We start from the raw sequence: 25,883 nt of genomic DNA, 5'->3' as shown, positions 1-25,883 counted from the left end.
CAAAATTCTCGGCGGTTTTATAGGCAATTTTCGAGTTAACGCCTTACGCTGGCGCCAACTCAGAAGATAGATTTTTAGGTGTGGCTAAATACTTTTGTGCAAAATCAATCGCGGCAATGGGTTTAGAAAATAAATAGCCTTGGCCATAATCACACCCCGCAGAGACTAGCACTTGGCGCTGAGCCTCGGTTTCAACCCCTTCGGCAATGACTTTCATCCCCAATTTATGGGCCATGACAATAATGGCCTCACACAGTATCTGATCATTGGTGTCTGTATCTATATGCCGAGTAAAGGATTGATCAATCTTAAGGTAATCAATATCAAACTTTTTTAAATAAGCGAGCGATGAGTAACCTGTGCCAAAATCATCTAACGAGACTTGAACCCCTGCATCACGGTAAGCCAGCAGTTTTTCAGTGACCCCCATACTCGCATCCAACAATAAACCTTCAGTAATTTCGACACAGACCCCTGCCCCAGTAATATTTAAATCCTGAAGTAGCTCCAACCAGTTGTGTAATAATGCACCTTCATCGCGAAATTGGATGGGTGATTTATTCACACTGATTTGAATATCAACACCTAATTCATCACGCCATGCTGCACTTTGCCGTGCAGCTTGCTCAAATACCCAGTTACCAATTTCAACGATCAAACCCGTGTCTTCGGCAACGGAAATAAATTCACCGGGCGATACACTACCGCGTTCAGCATGGGTCCAACGGATTAATGCCTCCGCTTTAGCCACCTCTCCCGTTGTGAGCGAAACAATTGGTTGATAATGGAGTTCAAATTCCTTATTGCTCACCGCTTGACGTAAATCCTGAATAAGTCGCATCCGGTATTTAGCATATTCCTGCATCGACGGCGTGAAATAGTTAAATCGATTACGTCCTTGATCCTTCGCGGCATACATGGCTTGGTCCGCATGTTTAAGCAAACCTTCAATACTTGTAGCATCATCTGGATAGAGCGTAATACCGATACTTGCAGTGATATAAGCCGTTTCCTCCCCCAGAAGATAAGGCTCAGCAATGCGTCTGAGAATATGCTCAGCCACTCGTTCAATGCCCTTATGATCCGCCATAGCACTGAGTACAACAGTGAACTCATCCCCCCCAAGACGGGCCACGACATCAGCGTCACGCACACAGGATTTTAAACGGCTAGCAGTTTCAATCAGCAGTAGATCCCCCATTTCATGCCCTAGGGTATCGTTCACTTCTTTAAAGTAATCTAAGTCTAGAAATAATAATGCAAAATGATCTTGATTTCGGTCTGCGTTTTTAATCTCTGCCCCGAGGTATTCCAGTAACATTCGGCGATTAGGTAAGCCCGTTAATGTATCGTAGTTTGCCTGTTTCCATATCAAATGTTCGTTTTGCTTTTTATCGGTAATATCAGAAAATAAGGCGACTCGGCGATAGGGCATGCCCTCTTTATCTTTGATGGTATTGATGGTTAACCAAATAACATATTCTTCGCCATTTTTACGCCGCTGTAGCATCTCACCTTGCCACTGGCCTTTTTGATTAATGGCATTATTCATCTTGTCATAAAAATCGCGGCCATTAATATCGCAATACAAGAGACGAATATGCTGACCACAGACCTCTTTAGCCTTGTAGCCTGTGATGTCACTAAAAGCGGCATTCACTGTGATGATTACGCCCTTTTCATCAAGCACACTCATGGCCTCGGAACTATTGTCATACACCAGAGCTGAGAGCTTTAATGATTCTTCAATCAGTTTAGCCTCAGTGATATCAGTGTAAGTTCCACACATCCTCAGTGCATTGTTGTTGGCATCTCGACTCACAACTTTACCGGTATCAAGGATCCAACGAACCTGACGATTGAGCGTATTTAAGCGGTATTCCATCTTATGCTGTGGCGTTTCTCCGCGGATATGCGCCTCTATGGAATGCAGCACTTTAGGTCTATCTTCGGCAACAATCGCATCCATCCATTGGCGGCTATTAGCATTAAGCATATCAATATCACAGCCCAGAATATCAGCACTACGAGCGTTGCGTTCGATACGGTCATTGCGAATATCCCAATCCCATACCCCAAGATCGCTACTGCTTAACACCAGTTCAAGTTGCTCGCGACTGGCAAGCACTTCTCTATCGGCCAAAGTTTGTGCAGTCACATCCAAGTAGCCCGCAATCACTAAGAGCACCCTATTATTGGCGCGTTTACAAGCGACCGTCATATGGGTATAAACGATTGAGCCATCCTTAGCGATAAAGCGTTTATCCATTTCATAATTATCAATTTTACCCGCTAGCATTAGCTCAAATTTAACGATATCAGCTTCAATATCATCAGGGTGAGTGAGCTGCTTCCATGTCATATTTAGCAGTTCATTCTCAGTGTATTTGAGCATCTGACATAAATGTGGATTCACTTTCATCCATTTTTGATCGATACCCGTTATCGCAATACCAATATTGCCAACGGTAAATTGACTACGAAATAGGAAGTCATCCTGAAGGCGAATTTGTTCATCACGCTCAAGCTCAAAGCGTCTGGACAACAAGCGGCTCAACAGCCAAGTGGCAAGGGGATAAACCGTCAGTACAGGCAAACTGAGTTTCGCAAGTAAGGGCAATGCAACAGGCAGCGGTAGTGTAAAAAACCACAACAACATGACGATATGCACAGTATAGGCAAAGCAAAGCATTTCCTTCGCCGAAATATTAGCAAGATAAGACTTACGATATTGGCGCCATATCACTCCAATTAAACCAGATGACACTATCACGGCAACACCAATCCACATGGCATCACCACCGATACTAAGACGGTAAAATCCAGTCAGCGCAACTGCAATTAATGTCGGTAAACCACCAAAGAAAAGACCTGAAATACACAGGAGAACGGAACGAGTGTCAAAGATAATGCCGGGTTGATACATCCAAGGGGTACTCATAATAGTGATACCAATACCACCTATAAGAAACCCAATAATGACACGCCACAGCAGAAAATATTGCCGCTGATGTTTTTTAGGGATCGCGTCATACAAAAAAACTAATGCCAGTAACAATGCCGCATTTTGTACTAACGGAAAAAAAATGCTGTTATCCATGGATAAAGGCGCAACTCCAAAAGTGAGGGAACTGGTAACAGGTTAAAAAGTTCCCCCACTAGTGTAGCAGAATTGCTTACAAATCATGCCCTAATTACAGGAGTGATATCACAAATTGTTATAGAGTTGATCCCGATAAACTTGAGCAACAGAATGCCAGTCAAAACGCTGCGCAATTGCTGCGGCGCGAATAATAGGCCAATCACCACGTTCAAAACTGGCCATGGCCTCGGTAAACCGTTGTAAGAACGCCTCCCCTTGCGCTGTTAAGCTATTGCCATTAAACACAAAACCATCAATACCATCCCGCACAGTATCCTTTAAGCCACCAACGCCATGCACAAGACAGGGCTGGCCTGCTCGCATAGCAAGCATTTGGCTAATACCACAAGGTTCAAAAGAACTTGGCATCACAAATAAATCACCGAATTGGTAAAGGCATTCGGATAAAGCCTCATGGTATCCCTGCAGAAAGAGGAAATTCGTATATTTAGCCGCTAAGGTTTGAAAAAACTCAGCAATACTCGCATCACCACTGCCGAGTAATATAAATAATGCATTAGGTTGGGTTTGTTGTAATGCTTGTAATAACGTCTCCAATACTGATAATCCAGAGGGCAATAAATGGCGTAAAATCAGCACTTTTTGATCCGTTAATCGACCAACAGAGGTGAGCAACAAATCTGGTACTCTCCCTAAACTCGCTTGACGCCAATGGGCTTGAATACGCACAAAGGCCATCATATCCACGGCACTCACTTGCGTTTTATTTCCTTGCCATAACACTAATGCGGCTTCGATAGTGATAAGAAGTTTTTTAAAGTCATCCTCTTGTATGCGAGCCAAAGACTGAGCTATCGCTTTAGCCTGTTTAATATCAGGGTAAATACAACCGTTTAAGATCCCAAACACTTTTCCCTGTTCGGCTTTTGTCTGTAGATCCTGTTCTAACCCTTCACCGCCAAAAAAGCCCGCTTTAGGATCCGAAGGCAATAAGACCTCTTTAGCATAAGTGGGCGATACAAGATGCACTTTATCACTGAGCACTATGCCAATGCGCATCGGGTTAATGCAATGGGGATAACGAGGATCGACAATTGCTTGCTTTTGCTCGGGTTGAAGTGATGCAAAAAGCTCGGGAAACCATGCTGCTAAGGAGGAGGAATCATGGCTAAGTGGTCGAGTACCTTGCAGGGCAAGATTATGAATAGAGTACACGCAGGCTATCGATTTAAGGGCGCTAAACTCAGGTACAAAAGCACGAAGCATTGCCAAAAAACCCGCATGCCAATCATGTAAATGCAACACAGTCGGCATAGGAATCCTTGAGGTAACCAAGGCTTGTGCCACGCAGACAGATAAAAATGCAAACTTAGTTGCATCGTCCGCAAAGGGCCGCTCAGCACTACCTTGGCTATAGATTTTACCCAGCGTAGACAACCAAAGCCTATCTTCAAGCAAGTAAATATTTGCACCTTCAACTTTAGGATGGGGTATCACAAACAAACAGACTTTTTCAGTTCGCCCCCCAAAAGAGACCTCAAACTCACCTAAGTCTTGCGCATTGCTTGATTGAGAGGCCAAAAAACCATAACTTGGCATAATCACATCAGTGCAAATATCAACCTCGGCTAAGGCTTCGGGTAAATCACGGATAACATCCGCCATTCCCCCCACTTTAGCGCCCTCAAGGGCGCCGTTTTCCGCTGCCACCATTAATATGCGTTTCACTTAAATAGACACTCCCACTCGTTAACAATGCCATCTAATGATTTAAATTGAGTATCTACTCATAACCCACTGGTAATCCCAACATATCGCGGGTCACTAAAGTGACGCCTTTTTCCGAGACCCTAAATCCCTTCGCTCTATCGTGGTCATGGTTGTAACCTATTACCGTTCCCTCGGGGATAATACAACCTCGGTCAATGATGGCGTTTTTGATCTTACAATGGCGCAGCACAACCACATCGGGCAATACGACCGAATCTTCCACTACGGAATAAGAACAGACGCGCACTTCATTAAAAAGCACGCTCCTACGCACTGTTGCCCCTGAAATAATACAGCCGCTAGAAACAATAGAGTCTAGCGCCATGCCACGCCTATCATCGTCATCAAAAACAAATTTGGCTGGGGGCAATTGCTCTTGAAATGTCCAAATGGGCCACTTAGCATCATATAAATTCAAGGCTGGCGTAGGCGATAGTAATTCCATATTGGCTTGCCAAAACGAGTCTAATGTTCCCACATCCCGCCAATAGGCCTGTTCATTCGGGAATGGACTCTTAAAGGGATAAGCGAACACATTATGTTTTTCGATGATCGAAGGAATAATATCTTTACCAAAGTCACGATCAGAGGTTGCGTTTTGAGAGTCTTTTTTGAGCTGCTCAAATAAAAACTCTGTGTTAAATACATAGTTGCCCATGGATGCTAAACACATTTCTGGGTTATCGGGGGATGGTTTAGGCCGCTGCGGTTTTTCTTCAAAACCTAATATCCGCATATTGTCATCGACCTCTATCACCCCAAAGGCGCCTGCAGCTTCGGCGATGGGCACTTCAAGGCAAGAGACCGTCATATCCGCACCAGATTCAGCATGGGCGGCTAAAATCCCTACGTAATCCATGCGATAAACATGATCACCGGACAGTACCATTACATATTTAGGCAACTCATGGCGGATAATATCGATATTTTGAAAGACAGCGTCCGCAGTGCCTTGATACCAGTTTTCAGAAAAACGTTGTGATGCGGGTAAAATCTCCACCGACTCCCCGAGTTCTTTCTTAAAATGGCCCCAGCCACGCATCACATGGCGGATTAAGGAATGGGACTTATATTGGGTAACGACCCCCACACGACGAACCCCCGAATTGATGCAATTTGATAGGGGAAAATCAATAATGCGAAACTTACCACCAAAATAGAGCGCGGGCTTAGCGCGCCAATCGGTCAATTCATGCAAACGCGAGCCCCGCCCGCCAGCCAGAATCAATGCATAGGTTTCACGAGTTAAATTACTGATATAACGTACATTAGACATAGGCTTTACTCCCCATATGGCACATTACTGCCGATAAATTCATTTGATGCTTACAACTTCCAAATCTCATCGCGATAACCGGCAATCGTGACATCACTTGAAAAACGGCCACTGGCGGCACTATTACGAATACTCATTTGCGTCCACAGCTTGGGATCTTTATAAACGCGAGCAACCGCTTCTTGGGCTGTGCGATAACTATCAAAATCCGCCGCCGTCATCCAAGGATCATCTTCACTCTCGATGGACGCGATAATAGGATCGAAAATCCCAGGTTCGAGTAAATTGAAATGGCCGCTTTTCAGCAGCGCCATGACGTCGGATAATGCCGGAGAATTAGCGATAATTTGCTTAGGTTGGTAATGACTGCGCATCTGTACGACTTGCTCGGCATTGAGTCCAAAGAGGAAAAAATTGTCCTCACCGACTTCTTCAAGCATCTCGATATTCGCACCGTCTAAAGTGCCTATAGTCAGGGCGCCATTCATCATAAATTTCATATTGCCCGTACCGGAAGCCTCTTTACCCGCCGTCGAAATTTGCTCAGACAGATCAGTCCCTGGACAGATTTTTTCCATGGCACTGACGTTATAATTGGGTAAAAATGCAAAACGTAAATAGGGGGCAACCACAGGATCAGAATTGACCATATGCGCCACATTACTGGCGAGTTTGATGACAAGTTTTGCCATAAAGTAACCGGGAGCCGCCTTACCACCGATCAAGACGCAGCGTGGTACCATATTGTCGATGCGACCTTGTTGGATCTGATGATAAAGATGGATCACATGTAAGATATTGAGCAGTTGACGTTTATACTCATGGATACGTTTTACCTGCACATCGAACAACATGCTCGGATCAAACTCGACCGCACATTCCTTCAATATCATATTCGCAAGCTGCACCTTATTAGCTTGCTTAACATCGCGCCATTTTTGAATAAAGCTCGCATCTTGGGTTAAGGCATTCAATGCCGTCAATTGACTTAAATCCGTCACCCATTGATGCCCTAAATGGGCCGTCAATAGCTTTGCAAGTGCAGGGTTACAATGGGCTAACCACCGTCTAGGGGTAACACCATTGGTACGATTATTAAACTTATGGGGCCACAGGGTATAAAAGTCATTAAAGAGACCTGACTTCAACAGTTGCGTATGCAATCCCGCCACACCATTGACAGAAAAACTCGCCACAATCGCGAGATAAGCCATGCGAACGTGAGGATCTGGACCGTCCTGAATTATTGACATACTCGCCAATTTTTCACTGTCCCCTGGCCAATGGTGGGCAACAATATCTAAATAACGAGCATTGATTTCATAAATAATTTCCAAAATGCGCGGCAACATTAATGCCATCATTCGCACAGGCCATCGCTCTAATGCTTCGGGTAACAAAGTGTGGTTTGTATACGCCATAGTGTGTGTCGTAATAGACCAAGCAGCCTCCCACTCCAATCCATAGTCATCCACCAGCAAACGCATTAACTCTGGGACGGCAATGCTTGGATGGGTATCGTTCAACTGGATCACGTTTTTGGCCGCAAAATCACTAAAGTCATTACCATGATGATGAACCCAGCGCTTAAGCAAATCCTGCAAACTGGCGGAGGATAAAAAGTATTGCTGACGTAATCGCAGTTCTTTGCCGTTTTCGCTTGCGTCATTGGGATAGAGCACCATAGTGATCTGTTCTGCCAAGTTTTTACGGGCCACGGCCTCGGTATAATCACCTTGATTAAATTCAGCTAAATCAAAGTCATCGGTCGCTTCGGCCTTCCATAACCTCAGGGTATTAACGCGACCATTACGGTAACCCGGCACGGGCATATCATAGGCAACGGCAAGTACATCTTGGGTGTCGACCCAAATCATATGCCTGCGTCCTTGCTTATCAACATAGGATTCGGTGTGACCAAAAAAAGGCACGATAACATTGTGGTTGGGCACTCGCACCTCCCACGGGTTACCCTCACGTAGCCAGCGATCTGGGCGCTCAACCTGATACCCATCAACAATTTTTTGGGCAAACATGCCATATTCATAACGAATGCCGTAACCCGTTACGGACAAGTCCATGCTGGCACAACTATCAAGAAAACATGCGGCAAGTCGACCTAAGCCACCATTACCTAAACCTGCGTCATGCTCGGCTTCTTCCAACTCCTCAAGTGTGACAGCATACTTGCTAAGCGCATCTCTGCTTTCATCTTGTAAATCAAGGCTTAATAACGCATTCCCTAACGCCCTACCCATTAAAAACTCCAGTGATAGATAAACCACTTGCTTACGCTCAAAACGACTGTCATTCAATCTGGTTTGGCGCCAGTTATCGAGCATTTGCTCCTTAACACTAATCGCTAGTGCTTGAAACAACTCACAACTCACGCCTTGACCACGGCTTAAGCCATAACGGACGTGGCGTTCAAAGGAGGCCGGCAGTGCATCGCAGGGCTCACAGGGCACTGCAGTGGATTTAGTTTTTCCTCCCGATACCTTAGTCGTCATCGCCTTTGTGGCACGCTTTGGCGCTTTGGCTTCGCTGATGTTTTGGCTCAATTCACTGTTATTACTCATAGTTAATTCCTTATAAAATCAGCATAAAACAGCATAAGACTGCGATCTTCTAGCAGGTATCGCATCGATGAGTTCTGAGCATCCAGCGGCTCAGCTTGAAGCGGGGATGGCACCTCTAATTGGGTATGGATAAGACATTGCCACGGACTTAAATGGGCGAGTGTGGGCGGTGTAAAGACCAAGGGATTATCATCGGCATTGACCATTAATAGCAGTGCTTGCTGGATCTCAACGCCATCACGACAGCCCTGTAAATCACCGGACAAGACAACACAGAGGCTACGGCACATGGATTCACTCCACAGACTCTTAGTCATTTGTTCACCTTGACGGCTAAACCAATCTAAACGGGCACCGGATGCTTCCAAAGGTTTAGCGAGTAACTGCTCATGGATAAAGCGTTTAGCACACAAGAGGGGGAAGCGTTTACGCAGGGCAATTAGCTTTTGAGTAAAACTTAACAGTGCTTTATCCATCCCGGCCACCGACCAATCGAACCAATTGAGCGTGTTGTCTTGGCAGTAGGCGTTATTGTTTCCTAACTGGGTGCGGCCAATTTCGTCACCACTAAGCAACATAGGTACACCTTGGGATAAAAATAAGGTCGTCAAAAGATTGCGTTGCTGACGGCTGCGAAGCGCTAAGATGTGCGGATCTGAGGTAGGCCCCTCAACGCCATAGTGATAACTGAAGTTTTCTTGGTGACCATCCCGATTATCTTCCCCATTAGCAAGGTTGTGTCTCTGGGTATAACTCACTAAATCTTTTAGGGTAAATCCATCATGGCTGGTTAAAAAGTTAATGCTGGCAGCAGGCGGACGCCCACTGTGTTCAAAGAAATCCCCCGAGCCATGAAAACGCCGCGCAAATTCAGGCAACATACCGTGATCGCCGCGCCAAAAGCGTCGCATAGTATCCCGATATCTGTCATTCCATTCACTAAAAGCCACGGGGAAATTGCCTAACTGATAACCGCCAGGACCAATATCCCAAGGTTCAGCAATCAGCTTCACATGGCACAAGATAGGATCCTGCAGCAGTGCATCGAAAAAGCCTGAACCGGGGTCAAAGCCATAGGCTTCTCGCCCAAGGCAGGCGGCTAAATCGAATCTAAAACCATCTACTCCCATAACTTCGACCCAGTAACGCAGAGAGTCGAGCACTAACTGCAACATACGTGGATGATTGATATTTAACGTGTTGCCACATCCAGTATCATTGATATAAAAGCGTTTATCATTTGGGTGCAAACGGTAATAGCTAAGGTTATCGATACCACGAAAACTAAAAGTGGGACCGAGTCGACTGCCTTCTGCACTGTGGTTATAGACCACATCCAGGATGACTTCTATGCCTGCGCCATGCAGTGCATCCACCATAACGCGAAACTCGCCTATATCATCGGAAGATAAGTAACTGGTCTCAGGTGCAAAAAAGCCAATGCTGTTATAGCCCCAATAGTTAGTTAACTGTTTTTCAAGCAAAAAGGGTTCGGTAAAAAAGGATTGCACAGGAAGCAGTTCAACGCAGGTCACTCCAAGTTCAACTAAGTAATCAATAGCTGGCTGGGAGGCCAAACCGGCAAAAGTACCCCGCTGCTTTTCATCTATTGTTGGATGCGATGCCGTAAATCCCTTAAGGTGCATCTCATAGATAATGCTTTGCTCTAACGGTTTAGGCTTAAAGTCGCGCGCAAGCGGCTGGATTTCAGCCGTTGCCATCAAGGACCGAATATCCACCACTTTACATTTAGGCACATAGGCTGCGTTGTCTAAGGTGCTGAATGATAAATCTTCATTGATATTATTTAACTCATAACCATAGTTAGCATCATGGTGTTGATATAGGCCAACTAATTGGCGAGCATAGGGATCTTGCAGCAGTTTATAGGGATTAAATCTGTGCCCAAGCTGCGGCTCATAAAGACCATAAACACGATAACCATAGAGTTGCCCCGCCTTTAAACCATGTACATAGCAATGCCATATCTGCTGGGTTTGCTCACTAAAGGCAATACGATAAATTTCACTGTCACCTTTATCGTCAAATAAGCACAGTTCAACCCCTGTTGCATTAGCGGAAAATAAGGCGAAATTAACGCCATGATCATCGACGGTCGCCCCTAATGGAAAAGGTTTTCCTGCCGCAAGTTCAAATGGCAAATGAATACTCGTCGCAGGCAAAGGTGTGACTATTTGCCTTGCCGTCATCTTCTTTTAGCCTCAACCTGATTGGCAGCAGGGCCAAGGACTAAACAGCTAAGGGGTGGTACCGTAATAAGTGCACTCGACTCCATCCCCTGCCATGGTTGGTTTTGGGCAACCACAAGACCTGCATTACCTTGGTTGCTACCACAATAAAGATAGCTATCGCTATTGAGGTACTCACAAAAATCCCCCGCTTGGGGTAAACCGATACGAAATCCATGATGAACACTGGGTGTCATATTGATGACAAAGACGAGGGGTGCATCCCCCGCAAGGCCATAGCGCACAAAGGTAAAAATACTGGCACTGCCATTATCGCAGTCAAGCCAACGAAAGCCTGCGGGTTGATAGTCAAGCACTGATAACGCAGACATGCCTTGGTATAACTGATTCAGATCCTTAAGCCAGCGTTGCACCCCTTGGTGTGGTTCAAACGCTAATAAATGCCAATCCAAGCTGTGGTTATGATCCCACTCATCCCGCTGAGCAAATTCACTGCCCATGAACAGCAACTTCTTACCGGGATGCCCCCACATAAAACCGTAATAAGCGCGCAAAGTAGCAAATTTTTGCCAATCGTCACCGGGAATTTTATGCAATAGTGAGCCCTTGCCATGGACCACCTCATCATGGCTCACCGACAACATAAATTGCTCGGTATAGGCATACATTAAACTGAAGGTCAGTTGATGATGATGGTATTGACGATAAATGGGATCACGGCTTAAGTAACTTAAGCTGTCATTCATCCACCCCATATTCCATTTAAAACCAAAGCCCAAACCATGATGAACTGTCGGTTTTGTGACGCCCGCAAAGGCGGTGGACTCTTCGGCTATCATGCAAATACCGGGAAAGGCTTGATACAAGCGTTGATTCAGCATTTGCAGAAAACTGATGGCTTCGAGGTTTTCTCGACCACCATAGGCATTCGGTAGCCATTGACCCGGCTCACGGCTGTAATCAAGGTACAACATCGACGATACCGCATCGAGCCTCAAGCCATCAAAATGAAACTCACGTAGCCAATAGCATGCATTGCTCAGTAAAAAGCTACGCACTTCGCCACGCCCATAGTTGTAAATTAACGTGTCCCAGTCAGGATGCGTGCCCTTGCGCGGATCTTCATGTTCATACAAACAAGTACCATCAAAACGCACTAGGCCGTGGGGATCCTTAGGGAAATGTGCCGCAACCCAATCGAGAACCACACCGATATCCGCCTGATGGCAGGCATCCACAAATGCCTTAAGGCCGTTAGCATCACCAAATCTATGGGTCGGGGCATATAGACCTACTGGCTGATATCCCCATGAGCCATCAAAGGGATATTCACTGATGGGCATTAATTCAATATGGGTGAAACCTTGGGCTTTGGCATAGGGAATAAGTTGTTCAATTAGATCTTGATAATCAAGATATTGCTCACCATTATCGCCCTTACGTCGCCATGAACCTAAGTGGACTTCATAAATCGCCATGGGGGCTTTATGCCACGCCGTTACTGCTCGCTTGTTCAACCATAATGTATCTTTCCAACTGTGTTTGGATTTTTTAGGAACAATAGACGCATTATGCGGCGCACACTCCATTTGAGTCGCCATTGGATCCGATTTTGCGTGGCGTTCTCCATTTGGGTGGACCAAATCAAATTTGTAGTGCGCACCTTCCGCCACGTTGGGCAGAAAAATCTCCCACAAACCATTGGCCATATGTTGGCGCATCACATGCCGAGTATCATCCCAGTGGTTAAAATCACCGACCACAGAAACCCGTTTAGCATTAGGCGCCCATACACAAAAATGTACTCCTTCAATACCTTCAACATCGCGCCAGTTCGCTCCTAAAAATTCGTATGCTCGCTCTGCACTCCCTTCACCAAACAGATATAAATCATCGGCATTGAGTAAAGGACCAAACTGATAGGGATCGACAATTTCTATTTGGCTAAGCGGATATTGTATTCGCAACAAGTACAGAAATGGCTTAACTCGCCGTCCCATAGTACCTGCAAACAAGCCCGCATCATTGACCTTCTCAAGACCCGCTACCCTACGACCATCTTTAATGCTAATCACATCAACCTTGAGCGCATTGCGTAAAAAACACCTAACAATTAACGATTTTCCATCTTCAGAAGTGTGCATGCCTAAGAGTGAAAATACGTCCGTATATTGACCGTTGAGCAGCGCCACATCGGCACCGTTATAGAAGTAAGCATTGGCTTGAGTCATCATTTTGCTTCCGTTTATCAATCAATGGTTCAATCAGGCAGTCTGTCGGTTTTGCTGCATTACATTGTTAGTGAGGCAACTGCCTAGCAGCGGCGATATGTTGTAGCCGCTGCAGAAGCTCTGGCATCTTTGCCGCCTGCTCAATCCCTTGGGGTAAATGCCTTTGCCAATTAGGGTATTCGAGCCAAGTCCCCGGAATATTGACCGCATAGCTATCGGCTAACAAATCGCACCATTGCACACTGTAAAGCGCACTGTTACCCGAGGCCCCTAAGGTCATCCATGCTGTTAATAAGCTTGGTATGTCTATTTCCTGAATACTTGTTTCACCTAATAGGCCTTGGTGCACTAAAAGAGAAAGTAATTGCTGTTTTTCATGCGCTCGTTCAGCTAAGGCACTGGCTAATTGATCGTCGGTTTCAAACAGAGATAATTGCCGCCTCAGGTGCAAATCACTGCCACTCCACCAAGCGACTAAAGTGGGCACATCATGATTGGCAAGCATCATTAAACTTTGGGGTTTGTACTGACTGGGAGCTTTAAAACCCTGATGGTCGCGGCAAAAATAAAACAACTCATTCCCGTTAATACCTGCGTTATAAAGTCGATGAATAATATCAGGAGGCACTAGCCCTAAATCTTCCCCAATCACGACACAACGGGCTCGTTGGCTTTCAAGGCAAACAATGGCAAGCAAGGTTTCAACGGGGTAATAAACATAGGCACCCTTACCTAAATTTTTATCCAGCGGCCACCACCATAAACGCAGCAATCCCATCACATGATCAATTCGCAGTGCGCCGCAATGTTCCATGTTGGCGCGCATAAGCGCGATAAAATGCCGAAAATTATCTTGTTTGAGTTTGATAGGATCTAATGGCGTTAGTCCCCAATTTTGCCCTTGTGGTGCAAAGGGATCAGGCGGTGCACCTATGCTCACATTCAAACAAAACTGCGCCACATTGGCTTGAACTTCTACGCCATGAAGTGCGGCGCCAACGGCAAGATCGCGAATGAGGCCAATCCCCATTCCCGCTTCTTTCGCTTTTAATTGGCAAAGTGCTAACTGACTTTGTGCGACAAATTGTAAGTACAGATAAAATCCTGCGTCCTGCACAATTGCCCTTGGACTTCTAAGACATTCCGCTTCGGCAAATTCCAGCAGTGCAGCGCCCTGCTCAGCCACAAAGTCATGGAAATGTTTTGCTCTGGGGGTTTGTAGTGCTAAATGCTTTTCACAGAATAGGCAATATAAACGAGCAAAAGCTCGGTATTTCAGATCGGTTATTTTAGGGTAATTAAGCCAATTATCTTGATGTAGTGCATGAATCGCCTCTTGCCAGCTCGATGAAGCAAACTCTGTGGCGAGTAACTCGTACTCGGGTACGCTTTGCATATGAATATAGAGAGGATTGAGTCTACGGCGATCGCAAGGACTGTATGGGCTTGAGTGTTCAGGTGCGGCAATATCAAGGGCATGCAATGGGTTAAGTTGAATAAAATCAGCGCCCTGTGTTGCAACTAAAGTGATAAGCGCTTCAAGATCACCAAAGTCACCTATTCCCCATTGGGTTTCACTACGTAAACTGTAAAGTTGAATACTCACGCCCCATGGTTTATGGCGTTTTCCTTGGATAGCAGTACTTAGCACGCCTTGATATGCCGTACGTGGCGCCACCATTAGCGTGCCATGGAATACCTGAGCCTCTAAAAGATCATGACTGACAAGCGCCGTTGGCGGTAATACAAAAGTAATTGTATGGTAACCTAAACCCAATACTGGGAAATGATTGAGTCCTTCATCGGCCATGTTTGTTTGAGTGTAAAGTGTGTTGTTTTTGACACCATACTCAATGAGATCAAGTCGATATTGTATATACTGACGTTCTCCTTGAGCCTCTGGGATCCGATAATCTCCAATCACTTTCAGTGTAGAAAATGGCACATTTAATAGGATCGACTCGCCATCCTCACAATGGATAGTGATATTGATATCAGTTTTGTAACTATATGGAAGATAAAGGCTTATCCAAGGTTCATCGACAAAACACCATTGAAACTCAGGCAACACTTGGGTCCAAGGAAGCGCATCAAGCTCATAAATTTGTTGTGCGATTGACTCATCACTCAATAACGCCTGCGCAGCAGATGCGAACTGGGGATCACCATCAGTAGAGGCATTATCCAGCAACATGCACGTTAGAATGCCTTGTCTATCGGTTTCAGAAATGCGGATATACTGGCCAAAGCAATCCGTAAACTCTGCTCCAACCCCTCGCAAATACAGCAACTTCTCCAGCCCCATATTTGTCGCCTCCGCGACTGCTCATCCATAGCTTTAGATACGCAGTAACCATGCCAGCATAAAGTAACAACATGACGACAGATTTATTTCAGCCATATGACAGGAAAGATAATTGATAAATCAGTCAGTTGGTCATTTATTCTGCTTAAAAACACAAAATCCACTGACGTTGAAGTAGATGTTAAATACTTTAAGTGCACTAAATTGAAGCGCTAAATGATTAAAAAAGGTGCAATGCGCCGAAAATGCGCGTGGATATAAATGAGGGGAAAAAACCTAGATATTGCGAGAGCGCATCCTAATCCACCTTCGATAGCAAAACCGAATCATCAACCGATAAAAAGCTGCAACACTTTGTATCAAAAGTACTTTCCAACTTGAACTCCGATCATATTCTCTGTCACCATTCGATGTCGATATCAAGAAGAAACATCAAGCCATTCTAGTTCGATCAACGATCTTAGGCTCTAAATCTACCTGTAACGAAAATAACTCAAGATAAGGATATTAGGATGAAAATGTTAACAGGATTCGTTTTAGCTGGCAGTTTGACCATAGCATTAATAGGATGCGGTGGAAGCGATGATGAAACAACGACGACACCCCCTACACCAAATCCAATTCCTCCCTCGTTATCTGCAGATATTTGTTATCTTATGCACACTTCTAAAGGTGAGTTCACTTTGGCCATCGATCTCACAAATATGCCCATCACTGGGAAAAACTTTAAACACTATGTTGATAAGTCTTTCTATAATGGAACTTTATTCCATAGGACCGTCAATAACTTCGTCATTCAAGGCGGCGGATTTACCACTGGATTAAACGCTAAATCTACAGACGCACCGATTAAAAATGAGGCCTCTATTGGGATAAGCAATAAACGCGGCACTGTCGCTATGGCTCGGACCAAGGCATCAAACTCTGCGACCTCTCAGTTTTTTATTAATATTTTGGATAATCCACAACTGGATGCGTCGACTAACAGCTACGGCTATGCGGTATTTGGTAAAGTAGTAAAAGGTATGGATGTGGTCGATCAGATAAGCATAGTGCCAACAAAAACGGTTGACGGTTTTATTGACACCCCTGTACAAGAGATTTTTATTAACACTGTGTCCGAAACCCACTGTCCAACAGATTAAGTGCTATAGGAGTTGTACCTGCTTTTAAGTCAATACAGCACGAAAGTGAAATAGCTTAAAAATGCTTAACTTAACCAATATTGGCGGTATGACTCTCACTCATCCCCTTGGATTTTTCCCACTAAAAGCATAGGTGCGGCATCAATTTTATCGGCATCCATCATCACCGCTATACGCTCAACCGCCGAAAGCAATTGGCTTTGCTCCCATTCTTCAAGATTTTGATAACGCTTGATAAAGTGATCTTGTAACGGTTTCGGTGAATCTTGTAATAAGCTCCGCCCAGCATCACTTAAAGATAAATGCACTTTACGTTTATCTGTATCACTCCGTTTGCGTATCACTAAACCACGCCCCTCGAGACGATCAATAATGGTGGTCACTGTCGCAGGACTTAGCGTAATTTCTTCAGCAACTTGTTTTGCAAGGGGAGCATCTAGTTGAGCAATTTTTTGCATCACCATCAATTGTGGCCCAGTTAAACCTGAATGTTTGTTCAATTGGCGAGAATGAATATCGATAGCGCGGATCACCCGGCGCAGTGAAATCAATAGTTGTTCGTACTTTTCCATATAATCCTACCCTAGTTATCTTCAACACCTTACCAGAAAGTGAGATTGAACTCATCCCAGCACTTTATTTCAGTAAAATGAGGCATGTTAAAGATAAAATGTGGCTTTTTGCCTATTAAACTCAAGCTGTATAAATCTCTTCAAAATCATATCGTATATCTAGCCTAATTCTCGTCATAAAAGACCACAATTTAGTTACCGAGCTCCAACTTTAGTGGGAAATCACTTACAAATAAGCCTTCAATTCGATCTGCGTCACAAATTACCCCCAGTCAAGTTGGTAGTTTAGTAACAAGAAAAGAAAACAACTTTATATCACAAGTAAATAGGTGACTTTATGGCTGCTAAATTTTTTATTCCTTCTGTCAATGTATTAGGCCAAGGCGCAGTAGACGATGCTATCGGAGATATTAAAACCTTAGGGTTTAAACGTGCCTTGATTGTCACTGATAAACCCCTTGTTAAAATAGGTTTAGTGGGTGAAATTGCAGAAAAACTTGGTAAAAATGGCATAACTGCAACCATATTTGATGGTGTTCAACCAAACCCAACTGTCACGAATGTTGAGGCGGGTTTAGCATTGCTGAAAACAAATAACTGCGATTTTGTGATTTCATTAGGTGGTGGCTCACCCCACGATTGCGCAAAGGGTATTGCCCTTGTCGCTACCAATGGTGGCAGTATTAAAGACTATGAAGGTCTAGATAAATCCGCTAAACCACAGTTGCCATTAGTCGCTATTAATACAACCGCAGGCACTGCCAGTGAGATGACCCGCTTCTGTATCATTACCGATGAAGCACGCCATATAAAAATGGCAATTGTCGATAAGCACACCACCCCCTTACTATCCGTTAACGATCCTGAGTTAATGCTGAAAAAGCCCGCCAGTCTAACGGCAGCAACAGGAATGGATGCATTGACTCACGCGGTCGAAGCGTATGTATCTACGGCAGCCAACCCAATTACCGATGCCTGCGCGATCAAGGCCATTGAATTAATTCAGGCAAACTTAATCAACGCAGTTGAAAACGGTCAAGACATCAACGCCCGCGAACAAATGGCCTATGCTCAGTTTCTTGCAGGAATGGCCTTTAACAACGCCAGTTTAGGTTATGTACATGCCATGGCACACCAATTAGGTGGTTTTTATGATTTGCCCCACGGTGTCTGTAATGCGCTACTGCTGCCCCATGTGCAAGAGTATAATGCGCAGGTTGTACCCGCCCGTTTAAAAGATATTGCTAAAGCGATGGGGGTTGATGTCTCTGCGATGACAGATGAACAAGGTGCCAATGCTGCGATTAGCGCAATTAAAAAGCTATCCGTTTCAGTTAAGATCCCAGAAAATCTGACCTTATTAGGTGTAAAAGCAGAAGATATTCCAACACTTGCAGATAACGCGTTGAAAGACGCCTGTGGCTTTACTAACCCAAAACAAGCGACACACGCAGAGATCTGCCAGATCTTCACTAACGCGCTGTAATTTGCGTGAGAAACGATTCGCTGTCATGCGCATAAGTCAATGCGACATCATTCTTCAATGAATTCGTTTTAGGCCTCAATAGTGCACGGATGATCGGCGCGCTATTGAGGCCTTTCTATCACAATTTCTATAAGACAATTAGATATTAAAAATTGGGCAACAAAAAATAACATAAAAGTCAGTATCTATGCGCTTTTACACTGACAAAACACTCACAAATCAGCATATTTAAGAAGAAAGGATCTGAGACTCAAATATTCATAGCGAAATGATATAAAAAACGTGATCTCGGTAGGTTACAGACTGTAACAGATCCGATAGACTTGCCCCAGTTCGCTTTTTCCCTGCAAAAGATGAAGCCAGCTGAGGGGCCCATTCTAAGGAATGGGCCCCTGTCCATTATTAAGTGCCATTTCTTAGCTATCTTATCCAATTTTCTCTAACCTCCATCAAGCTAATCATGTGTTGCCTATCAATATGCAACGGCAGCTACCATCACAACATTCCAATATTGTTGCTTTATTCATCAGTAATTCAGTAAATGCGAAACTTACCTTAAAACTGAGATCTAGCACAAAGTTATTGGTAAAAAACTCATGCTAAATAGCACCATAACCAATCTAAGTAACAGGTTAATTTCCATACAAAAACAAACCTTACCACTGTAAAAAAGCCAACAAAAAATAGCCATAATTAATGATTGACCGAATTCAAAAACGATGCCTATGATGGCAACAATATCCTCGAACAGGTAGGTACGCTATGACAGCAATCACTCACGTATATAACTACACCGTTAGATGTCCACATTACAAAGATCCTGAACATCCCGTTACTTGGTTAAATCATATTGAAATGAACCAATCCTGTGAAATTGCATTAAATCGTATTACCAAATGGCATGAACTATCGGGCAATAAATCCTTCGAAACCAGCAAATTTGTGGTTCGTAAAGCTGAAAATGAAGACGCCTACTTTTCAATGCAGAGTGACAGACTTAAAAATGATGGTCATGCCCTTGTCACTTTTAAAATATTTTTAGATGAATGCTGTGATGACGCCGCGCCAGAAGAAATTATGCAGCACCTTATTGAAGATTATCAGCAACGATTAGCTAAGTTAGAACAAGCCTAGCGAACTCTCTGCCTGCCGTTATACCAACGCCAGCCCTAAATCGCTGGCGTTTTGCTAAGTTGATTTCAATAAAACAGCCTTGTCGCCAAAATCCAACAAAACAACAAGGTGAGCTAGTGCACATTTACAAACCTACCACCAAGCGCCAGATCACATTTCCTTATCAAGCCAATCGTTAGCAATCATAACTATTGCAAACCTATAAATATAAAAACCTTTAAAATCATAAATAAATAATACAAAAATTCAGATTTCACACTATTAACCCCAAATTTCAGCTCAATTGCCGAACCTGATGACCACTGTTACTATTTTGTGACGCAAAATTCTTTAGATCACTCACCCGATAACTTTACCCCACATAAATAGGAGCTTTACCATGACCATCACAAACATAGTCATTGTCGGGGGCGGTGCTGGTGGGATGGAGATTGCGACGAAATTAGGCCATAAACTAGGTCGTAAAGAAAAAGCCAGAATCACTTTAATTGATTGTGCTGAAAGTCATATTTGGAAACCCCTATTACATGAAGTCGCAACAGGCGCACTTGATGTCGGCATTGATGCACTAAGTTATCGTAGCCATGCCGCTGCACATGGCTACCATTTCCAGCAAGGGGCAATGACTGACATTGATAGGCAAAACAAACAAGTTATCCTCTCCGCCATTTGTGACGATAACGGCGAGATCTTATTACCCGCTCGCCGCATTGACTATGATTACTTAGTGATTGCGATTGGGAGTATCGCGAATGATTTCAATATCCCTGGCGTACGAGAGCATTGTCAATTCCTCGATAATACCGAACAAGCGATGGCTATCCGTAAAATTTTACTCAATAAGTTTCTTCGCTATGCCAGCCACAGCCTACTCGCCGACAAGATTAAAATTGCAGTGGTTGGCGCGGGAGCGACTGGGGTAGAAATGTCCGCAGAAATGCATCATGCGGTGGTTCAATTACGAGGATTTGGTTACAACATAGATGCACATCTACTCGAAGTGACGTTAATCGAAGCGGATAAACGTATTCTGCCTAAAGTTGAAAAAGTAGAAATATCAGATTCTGTTGCGAAGGAACTCTCAACGCTTGGTGTAAAAGTGATGACCAATACACGGATCAATCAAGTCACCGCAGATGGACTCACAACAACGGATGATGTTTTTATCCCTGCTGATATGGTGATTTGGTCTACGGGTGTAAAAGCCCCGGATTTTTTAAAAGAAATTGTAGGATTAGAAACCAACCACATCAACCAGATTTTGGTAAAACAAAATATGCAAACCAGCCGAGATCCCCATATTTTTGCCATTGGCGATTGTGCGGCATGCCCTCAGCCCAATGGCACTTGGGTACCTCCCCGCGGACAATCGGCAAGACAAATGGCACTGATGACGGCGGACAATATTGTGCTTATGCTTGAGGGTAAACAAGCAATACATCAATATATTTACAAAGACTTAGGCTCACTGGTCAATCTTTCTAAATTCCACACTGTTGGAAACTTGATGTCTTTTATCGGAGGTGGTGTGATGGTCGAGGGCAAAATTGCACGTTTTGTTTATACCTCTCTGTATCGTAGACACTTAATTGAGCTACACGGCATCGTTAAGGGAACCCTACTCATGTTTGCTAAAGGCATAAGCCGTATTATTCATCCGCACCTAAAATTACACTAAAAGCGACACAAGCATCCTGATCAGGACGTTAAACAAATTGAAACTATCTGTTATATTGGCTTCAGTTAACGTTAGGGACTCACTTTAAGGATGGATATCAAGATGAATAAAGCGACTCTCATTATAATCCCGCTATTGCTTGCCACAACGGCCTGTGCGGATTTAAAAGACGCGGGACGTGCCATCGGCACAACGACTAAAGAGGTCACCACAGAGATAGGCCACGCTACTCGTGACACCACTAGGGCGATTGGACACGCATCAAGAGATGCGGTGAAATCGGTAAAAGAAGATTTAACAAAAGAAGACTAATCACAGTGACGCCTTGGCGTCACTGTGTATTTCAAAACTGTAGATGTTCAAATATACCCAAGGCTGATTAAGCTGCATTAGCACGAATACCGTGTGGCACAGGTAAACCTTGAGCATTGACATTTACAAACACCATCTTATCGATGCTCACCACTGGAGCCTGTGTCATCTTATTACGTACCTGACAGCTCACTGTGATAGAACTGTGTCCAAGACTGACTAACTCTAAACCAAATTCAAGTACATCCCCTTGGCGCGCTGGTGTCATAAAATTGATTTCAGAGATCAACTTAGTGACATGGCTAGTCGTCTTCATCTGGCAAGCCGCAAAGATGGCTGCCTCTTCATCAATCCAACTTAGTAACTGACCACCAAACAACGTATTTGCAGGATTTAAATGCTCGGGTTTAACTAAACGGCGGCTGTAATATTTCATAGCGGTGACCTCAATGTGAATGCCAACAAATCGCTTTGTCGCGCAATAAACTTCAGTATTCACACCAGCATTATTTAGGCCAGAATTGATAGCCTTTTAATAACAACACGATAGCAATAAGTCACTGTAAAATAGTCTAAATACTGCACTAAGTTAGATCAGAATTGCACCATAATAATCACAGTAATGAAGATGAAAAAAAATAGCGACTCATAGAGTCGCCAAGCTCAGGCAAGCAAAAACTTACTGGGTAGGAAGTTAAGTCACAAGTGTTGACTTAAAAACCCGTGCAGCTCATGTAGGCGAACTACACGGGGGTACAACAGCTGCAATGCAGCTAAACAGGGTTTACATTGACAACATCTTACGGGTAAATCGACCTTAGCAATCGCTTAAAACTGCTCTTCTTCGGTAGAGCCAGTCAGCGCGGTAACCGATGAATGACCACCTTGAATAACCGTCGTCACTTGGTCGAAATAACCAGTACCGACCTCCTGCTGGTGGGCAACGAAGGTATAACCCTTCTTGGCCGCAGCAAACTCAACTTCTTGAACTTTCTCAACATAGTGCTTCATGCCTTCGCCACGAGCATAGTCGTAAGCTAAATCAAACATGTTGTACCACATGTTATGAATACCAGCTAACGTGATGAACTGGTACTTATACCCCATGTCTGACAACGCCTGTTGGAAGCGCGCGATAGTGGCATCATCTAAGTTTTTCTTCCAATTGAAAGACGGTGAACAGTTATAGGCGAGCAGTTGATCTGGGTACTTAGCATGAATCGCTTCGGCGAAAATTCGCGCCTCTTCTAAATCTGGCTTGGCGGTTTCACACCAAATCAAATCGGCGTACGGCGCATAGGCTAATCCGCGAGAAATCGCTTGGTCAAGGCCGGCTCTAACCCGATAGAAACCTTCAGTAGTACGCTCTCCAGTGACGAAATCACGATCGTATGGGTCACAATCTGAAGTCAGCAAATCGGCTGCGTTCGCATCCGTACGGGCAATAACCAAGGTTTCTACACCGCTCACATCTGCCGCTAAACGGGCGGCGACTAACTTCTGTACCGCTTCTTGGGTTGGTACTAATACTTTGCCGCCCATGTGACCACATTTCTTCACTGACGCTAACTGATCTTCAAAATGAACACCGGCAGCGCCTGCATCGATCATCGATTTCATCAGTTCAAATGCATTTAATACACCACCAAAGCCGGCTTCGGCATCGGCAATGATCGGCAGGAAATAATCTACAAATGCTTCATCTTCTGGATTGACGCCATTACCCCATTGGATTTGATCTGCACGGCGGAAAGAATTATTAATCCGTGATACCACAGCCGGAACTGAGTTAGCTGGGTATAAAGATTGATCTGGATACATAGTACCGGCTAAGTTAGCATCCGCTGCCACTTGCCAACCTGAAAGGTAAATCGCTTCGATACCCGCCTTGGCTTGTTGCACCGCTTGACCACCGGTTAATGCACCAAGTGAATTCACATAGCCTTTTTTTGCCCCGCCATTGACTAATTCCCATAACTTAGCCGCACCACGCTTTGCGATAGTATTTTCTGGCACAATAGAACCGCGCAGTTTCACTACTTCTTCCGCCGTATAAGGACGACGCACATTTTTCCAACGTGGGTTTTCTGCCCAGTCTTTTTTGATTGCATCAATCTGCTCTTGACGTGAATTCTGCGTTGCCTTAGTCATTGTCTCACTCCTTTATCTTTCAGGTTGTAGCTATCATGAAACTGCCCCACAGTTTCACTCTGCTCATAGGTTTAGATGGCTTTTATCCCACCACTGCACATTTCGTATTACATAAACAGTACAAAATTTTTATCTTAAGCCGTTAGCATCTCGTAACCGGGTAAAGTTAAGAAATCGACCAACTCATCAGAGGTAGTAATATCTTCCAGTAACACCGCCGCTTGGGTGAATTTGCCACTGGTAAATCTGTCACTTCCCACTTCTTCCTTCACATTCGCGAGTTCTTCCACCAACATGTCCTTGAAGAGTTGCTTAGTCACAAGCTTGCCATTAGAGAGTGACTTACCATGTTGGATCCATTGCCAAATTGAGGCTCTAGAAATTTCGGCGGTAGCCGCGTCCTCCATCAAACCATAAATAGGTACACAGCCATTGCCACTAATCCACGCCTCTAAATACTGCAACGCAATACGAATATTAAGACGCATACCTTGCTCAGTACGCTCACCATCGCAGGTTTTAAGTAACTCAGCCGCTAGAATGGGAGCATCTACATCACGGGTAATATGTAATTGATTACAATGATCTTGACCTATATATTCGTTAAAAATCCCCATCGCGGTATCAGCAAGACCGGGATGGGCGACCCAAGTACCATCGTGGCCATTACGCGCCTCAAGCTCTTTGTCCCGACGAACCCGCTGCAATACTGCTTCGTTCTGAGCGGGATCTTTTGCTGGAATAAAGGCTGCCATACCACCCATCGCTAAAGCACCGCGTTTGTGGCAGGTCTTAATCAGGAGTCTTGAATAAGCACTTAAGAAGGGTGTATCCATAGTGACAGCTTGACGATCGGGTAACACTCGGTCGCTATGGCGTTTTAATGTTTTGATATAGCTGAAAATGTAATCCCAACGGCCACAATTAAGCGCCACAATATTAGACCGCAATTCATAGAGAATTTCGTCCATCTCGAATACGGCAGGCAAAGTCTCAATTAGGCAAGTACATTTGATTGTGCCTGCTTGAAGACAAAATCTTTCCTCAACAAAAGCAAACACCTTTGCCCACCAGCGAGCTTCAATATGGCTTTCTAACTTAGGAATATAGAAGTATGGACCACTGCCCTTTGCTAAGAGTTGGCGATAGTTGTGATAGAAATACAGTGCGAAATCGAACAGTGAACCAGGAATAGACTCACCGTTAAATTGCACATGCTTTTCTTTCAAATGTAAGCCGCGAACACGGCAAATAAGTACTGCCGGATGAGGGCCAAGTTTGTAATGTTTACCTGTTTCTGGCGCGGTATATTCGATATCACCACGAACAGCATCACGCAGGTTAATCTGGCCTTCTACCACTTTTTGCCAACTTGGCGCTAAAGAGTCCTCGAAATCGGCCATAAATACTTTTGCGTTAGCATTAAGCGCATTGATCACCATTTTACGTTCAACGGGGCCAGTAATTTCGACTCTACGGTCGAGAAGATCTGTTGGGATCCCGCGGATTTGCCACGCACCATCCCGAATAGCACGGGTTTCAGGTAAGAAGTCTGGTAATCCCCCTTTATCGATGCGAGCTTGCTTTTCTTTACGTTTAGCAAGTAGCACAGGAACCTCGCCAGCAAACTCGCGGCAAAGAGATTCGAGTAAGGCTACAGCCCCGTCGGTAAAAATCACCTCTTGTCCAGGAATATCAGGCCCCACAATATCAAGTGTCGCGTTTGGTGCGGCTTTACCCAGTGTCGAATTCAATTGCTGCTCACTCAAAGTGTGTTCCGTCATCTTGATGCCCTCCCAAGAGGCTCCACTATTCACAGGCTTAACGCTGACTTCTAAAGCAGTAGCATCCCCAATCACCACGGCTTATAAACTCACCAAAAAACCATCAAATGTTTGTTTAAGACTAAAACCTACCGACAAATGATTGTA

Annotated in this window: 16 protein-coding genes; 5 read left to right on the top strand and 11 right to left on the bottom strand. The window is 44.4% G+C overall.

What is annotated here, in order from left to right; genetic code table 11:
- Window positions 1–43: 43 nt before the first annotated feature.
- The 7 genes from MZ182_RS05985 to malQ all read right to left on the bottom strand — a co-directional run bounded on the left by MZ182_RS05985 (window position 44) and on the right by malQ (window position 15,474).
- Entirely contained in the window at window positions 44–3,100 is a 3,057-nt protein-coding gene (locus MZ182_RS05985; protein WP_248065639.1) for an EAL domain-containing protein, read from the bottom strand.
- 108 nt (window positions 3,101–3,208) lie between these two features.
- Complete coding sequence (locus MZ182_RS05980; RefSeq protein WP_248065704.1) at window positions 3,209–4,816, bottom strand: glycogen synthase; 1,608 nt, start codon at window positions 4,814–4,816, stop codon at window positions 3,209–3,211.
- 70 nt (window positions 4,817–4,886) lie between these two features.
- Window positions 4,887–6,149: a glucose-1-phosphate adenylyltransferase gene (gene glgC, locus MZ182_RS05975; RefSeq protein WP_248065638.1), complete on the bottom strand. Its 1,263-nt coding sequence runs from the start codon at window positions 6,147–6,149 to the stop codon at window positions 4,887–4,889.
- A gap of 50 nt (window positions 6,150–6,199) precedes the next feature.
- Window positions 6,200–8,728 (bottom strand): glycogen/starch/alpha-glucan phosphorylase, encoded by a 2,529-nt coding sequence (locus tag MZ182_RS05970; protein ID WP_248065637.1) that lies wholly within the window; start codon window positions 8,726–8,728, stop codon window positions 6,200–6,202.
- 2 nt (window positions 8,729–8,730) lie between these two features.
- Window positions 8,731–10,938 (bottom strand): glycogen debranching protein GlgX, encoded by a 2,208-nt coding sequence (gene glgX, locus MZ182_RS05965; protein WP_248065636.1) that lies wholly within the window; start codon window positions 10,936–10,938, stop codon window positions 8,731–8,733.
- Window positions 10,935–13,172, bottom strand: coding sequence for a 1,4-alpha-glucan branching protein GlgB (gene glgB, locus MZ182_RS05960; protein ID WP_248065635.1), 2,238 nt, complete (start codon window positions 13,170–13,172; stop codon window positions 10,935–10,937). The genes glgX and glgB overlap by 4 nt, the downstream gene beginning before the upstream one ends.
- 64 nt (window positions 13,173–13,236) lie before the next feature.
- Complete coding sequence (gene malQ / locus MZ182_RS05955) at window positions 13,237–15,474, bottom strand: 4-alpha-glucanotransferase (protein ID WP_248065634.1); 2,238 nt, start codon at window positions 15,472–15,474, stop codon at window positions 13,237–13,239.
- 512 nt (window positions 15,475–15,986) lie between these two features.
- Between malQ and MZ182_RS05950 the strand changes: the two genes are divergently transcribed.
- Window positions 15,987–16,619, top strand: a complete 633-nt coding sequence (locus MZ182_RS05950) for a peptidylprolyl isomerase (protein WP_248065633.1) — start codon at window positions 15,987–15,989, stop codon at window positions 16,617–16,619.
- 95 nt (window positions 16,620–16,714) lie between these two features.
- On the opposite strand, the gene MZ182_RS05945 is transcribed toward MZ182_RS05950, so the two are convergent.
- Entirely contained in the window at window positions 16,715–17,191 is a 477-nt protein-coding gene (locus MZ182_RS05945) for a MarR family winged helix-turn-helix transcriptional regulator (protein WP_011790131.1), read from the bottom strand.
- Window positions 17,192–17,528: 337 nt separating this feature from the next.
- On the opposite strand from MZ182_RS05945, the gene yiaY reads away from it, so the two are divergent.
- From yiaY to MZ182_RS05925, 4 genes are all read left to right on the top strand, one after another.
- Complete coding sequence (gene yiaY, locus MZ182_RS05940) at window positions 17,529–18,677, top strand: L-threonine dehydrogenase (RefSeq protein ID WP_011790132.1); 1,149 nt, start codon at window positions 17,529–17,531, stop codon at window positions 18,675–18,677.
- Window positions 18,678–19,439: 762 nt separating this feature from the next.
- Window positions 19,440–19,811, top strand: a complete 372-nt coding sequence (locus MZ182_RS05935) for a hypothetical protein (protein ID WP_011790133.1) — start codon at window positions 19,440–19,442, stop codon at window positions 19,809–19,811.
- A gap of 379 nt (window positions 19,812–20,190) precedes the next feature.
- A complete protein-coding gene (locus MZ182_RS05930; RefSeq protein WP_248065632.1) occupies window positions 20,191–21,489 on the top strand; it encodes an NAD(P)/FAD-dependent oxidoreductase in 1,299 nt (432 codons plus the stop codon).
- Window positions 21,490–21,591: 102 nt separating this feature from the next.
- Entirely contained in the window at window positions 21,592–21,801 is a 210-nt protein-coding gene (locus MZ182_RS05925) for a hypothetical protein (protein ID WP_014610151.1), read from the top strand.
- Between the two features lie 67 nt (window positions 21,802–21,868).
- On the opposite strand, the gene MZ182_RS05920 is transcribed toward MZ182_RS05925, so the two are convergent.
- From MZ182_RS05920 to aceB, 3 genes are all read right to left on the bottom strand, one after another.
- Window positions 21,869–22,237, bottom strand: a complete 369-nt coding sequence (locus MZ182_RS05920) for an acyl-CoA thioesterase (protein ID WP_011790136.1) — start codon at window positions 22,235–22,237, stop codon at window positions 21,869–21,871.
- 392 nt (window positions 22,238–22,629) lie between these two features.
- The gene (gene aceA / locus MZ182_RS05915; protein ID WP_011790137.1) at window positions 22,630–23,952 is read right to left on the bottom strand and encodes an isocitrate lyase; all 1,323 of its coding nucleotides are present in this window, start codon (window positions 23,950–23,952) and stop codon (window positions 22,630–22,632) included.
- Window positions 23,953–24,086: 134 nt separating this feature from the next.
- The gene (gene aceB, locus MZ182_RS05910) at window positions 24,087–25,736 is read right to left on the bottom strand and encodes a malate synthase A (RefSeq protein ID WP_041408431.1); all 1,650 of its coding nucleotides are present in this window, start codon (window positions 25,734–25,736) and stop codon (window positions 24,087–24,089) included.
- Window positions 25,737–25,883: the final 147 nt, after the last annotated feature.

Source organism: Shewanella sp. JNE2, assembly GCF_023159115.1.
Taxonomy (GTDB): Bacteria; Pseudomonadota; Gammaproteobacteria; order Enterobacterales; family Shewanellaceae; genus Shewanella; species Shewanella putrefaciens.
The sequence above is the reverse complement of the archived record's forward strand: the minus strand, read 5'-3'. Positions and strand labels throughout refer to the sequence as shown.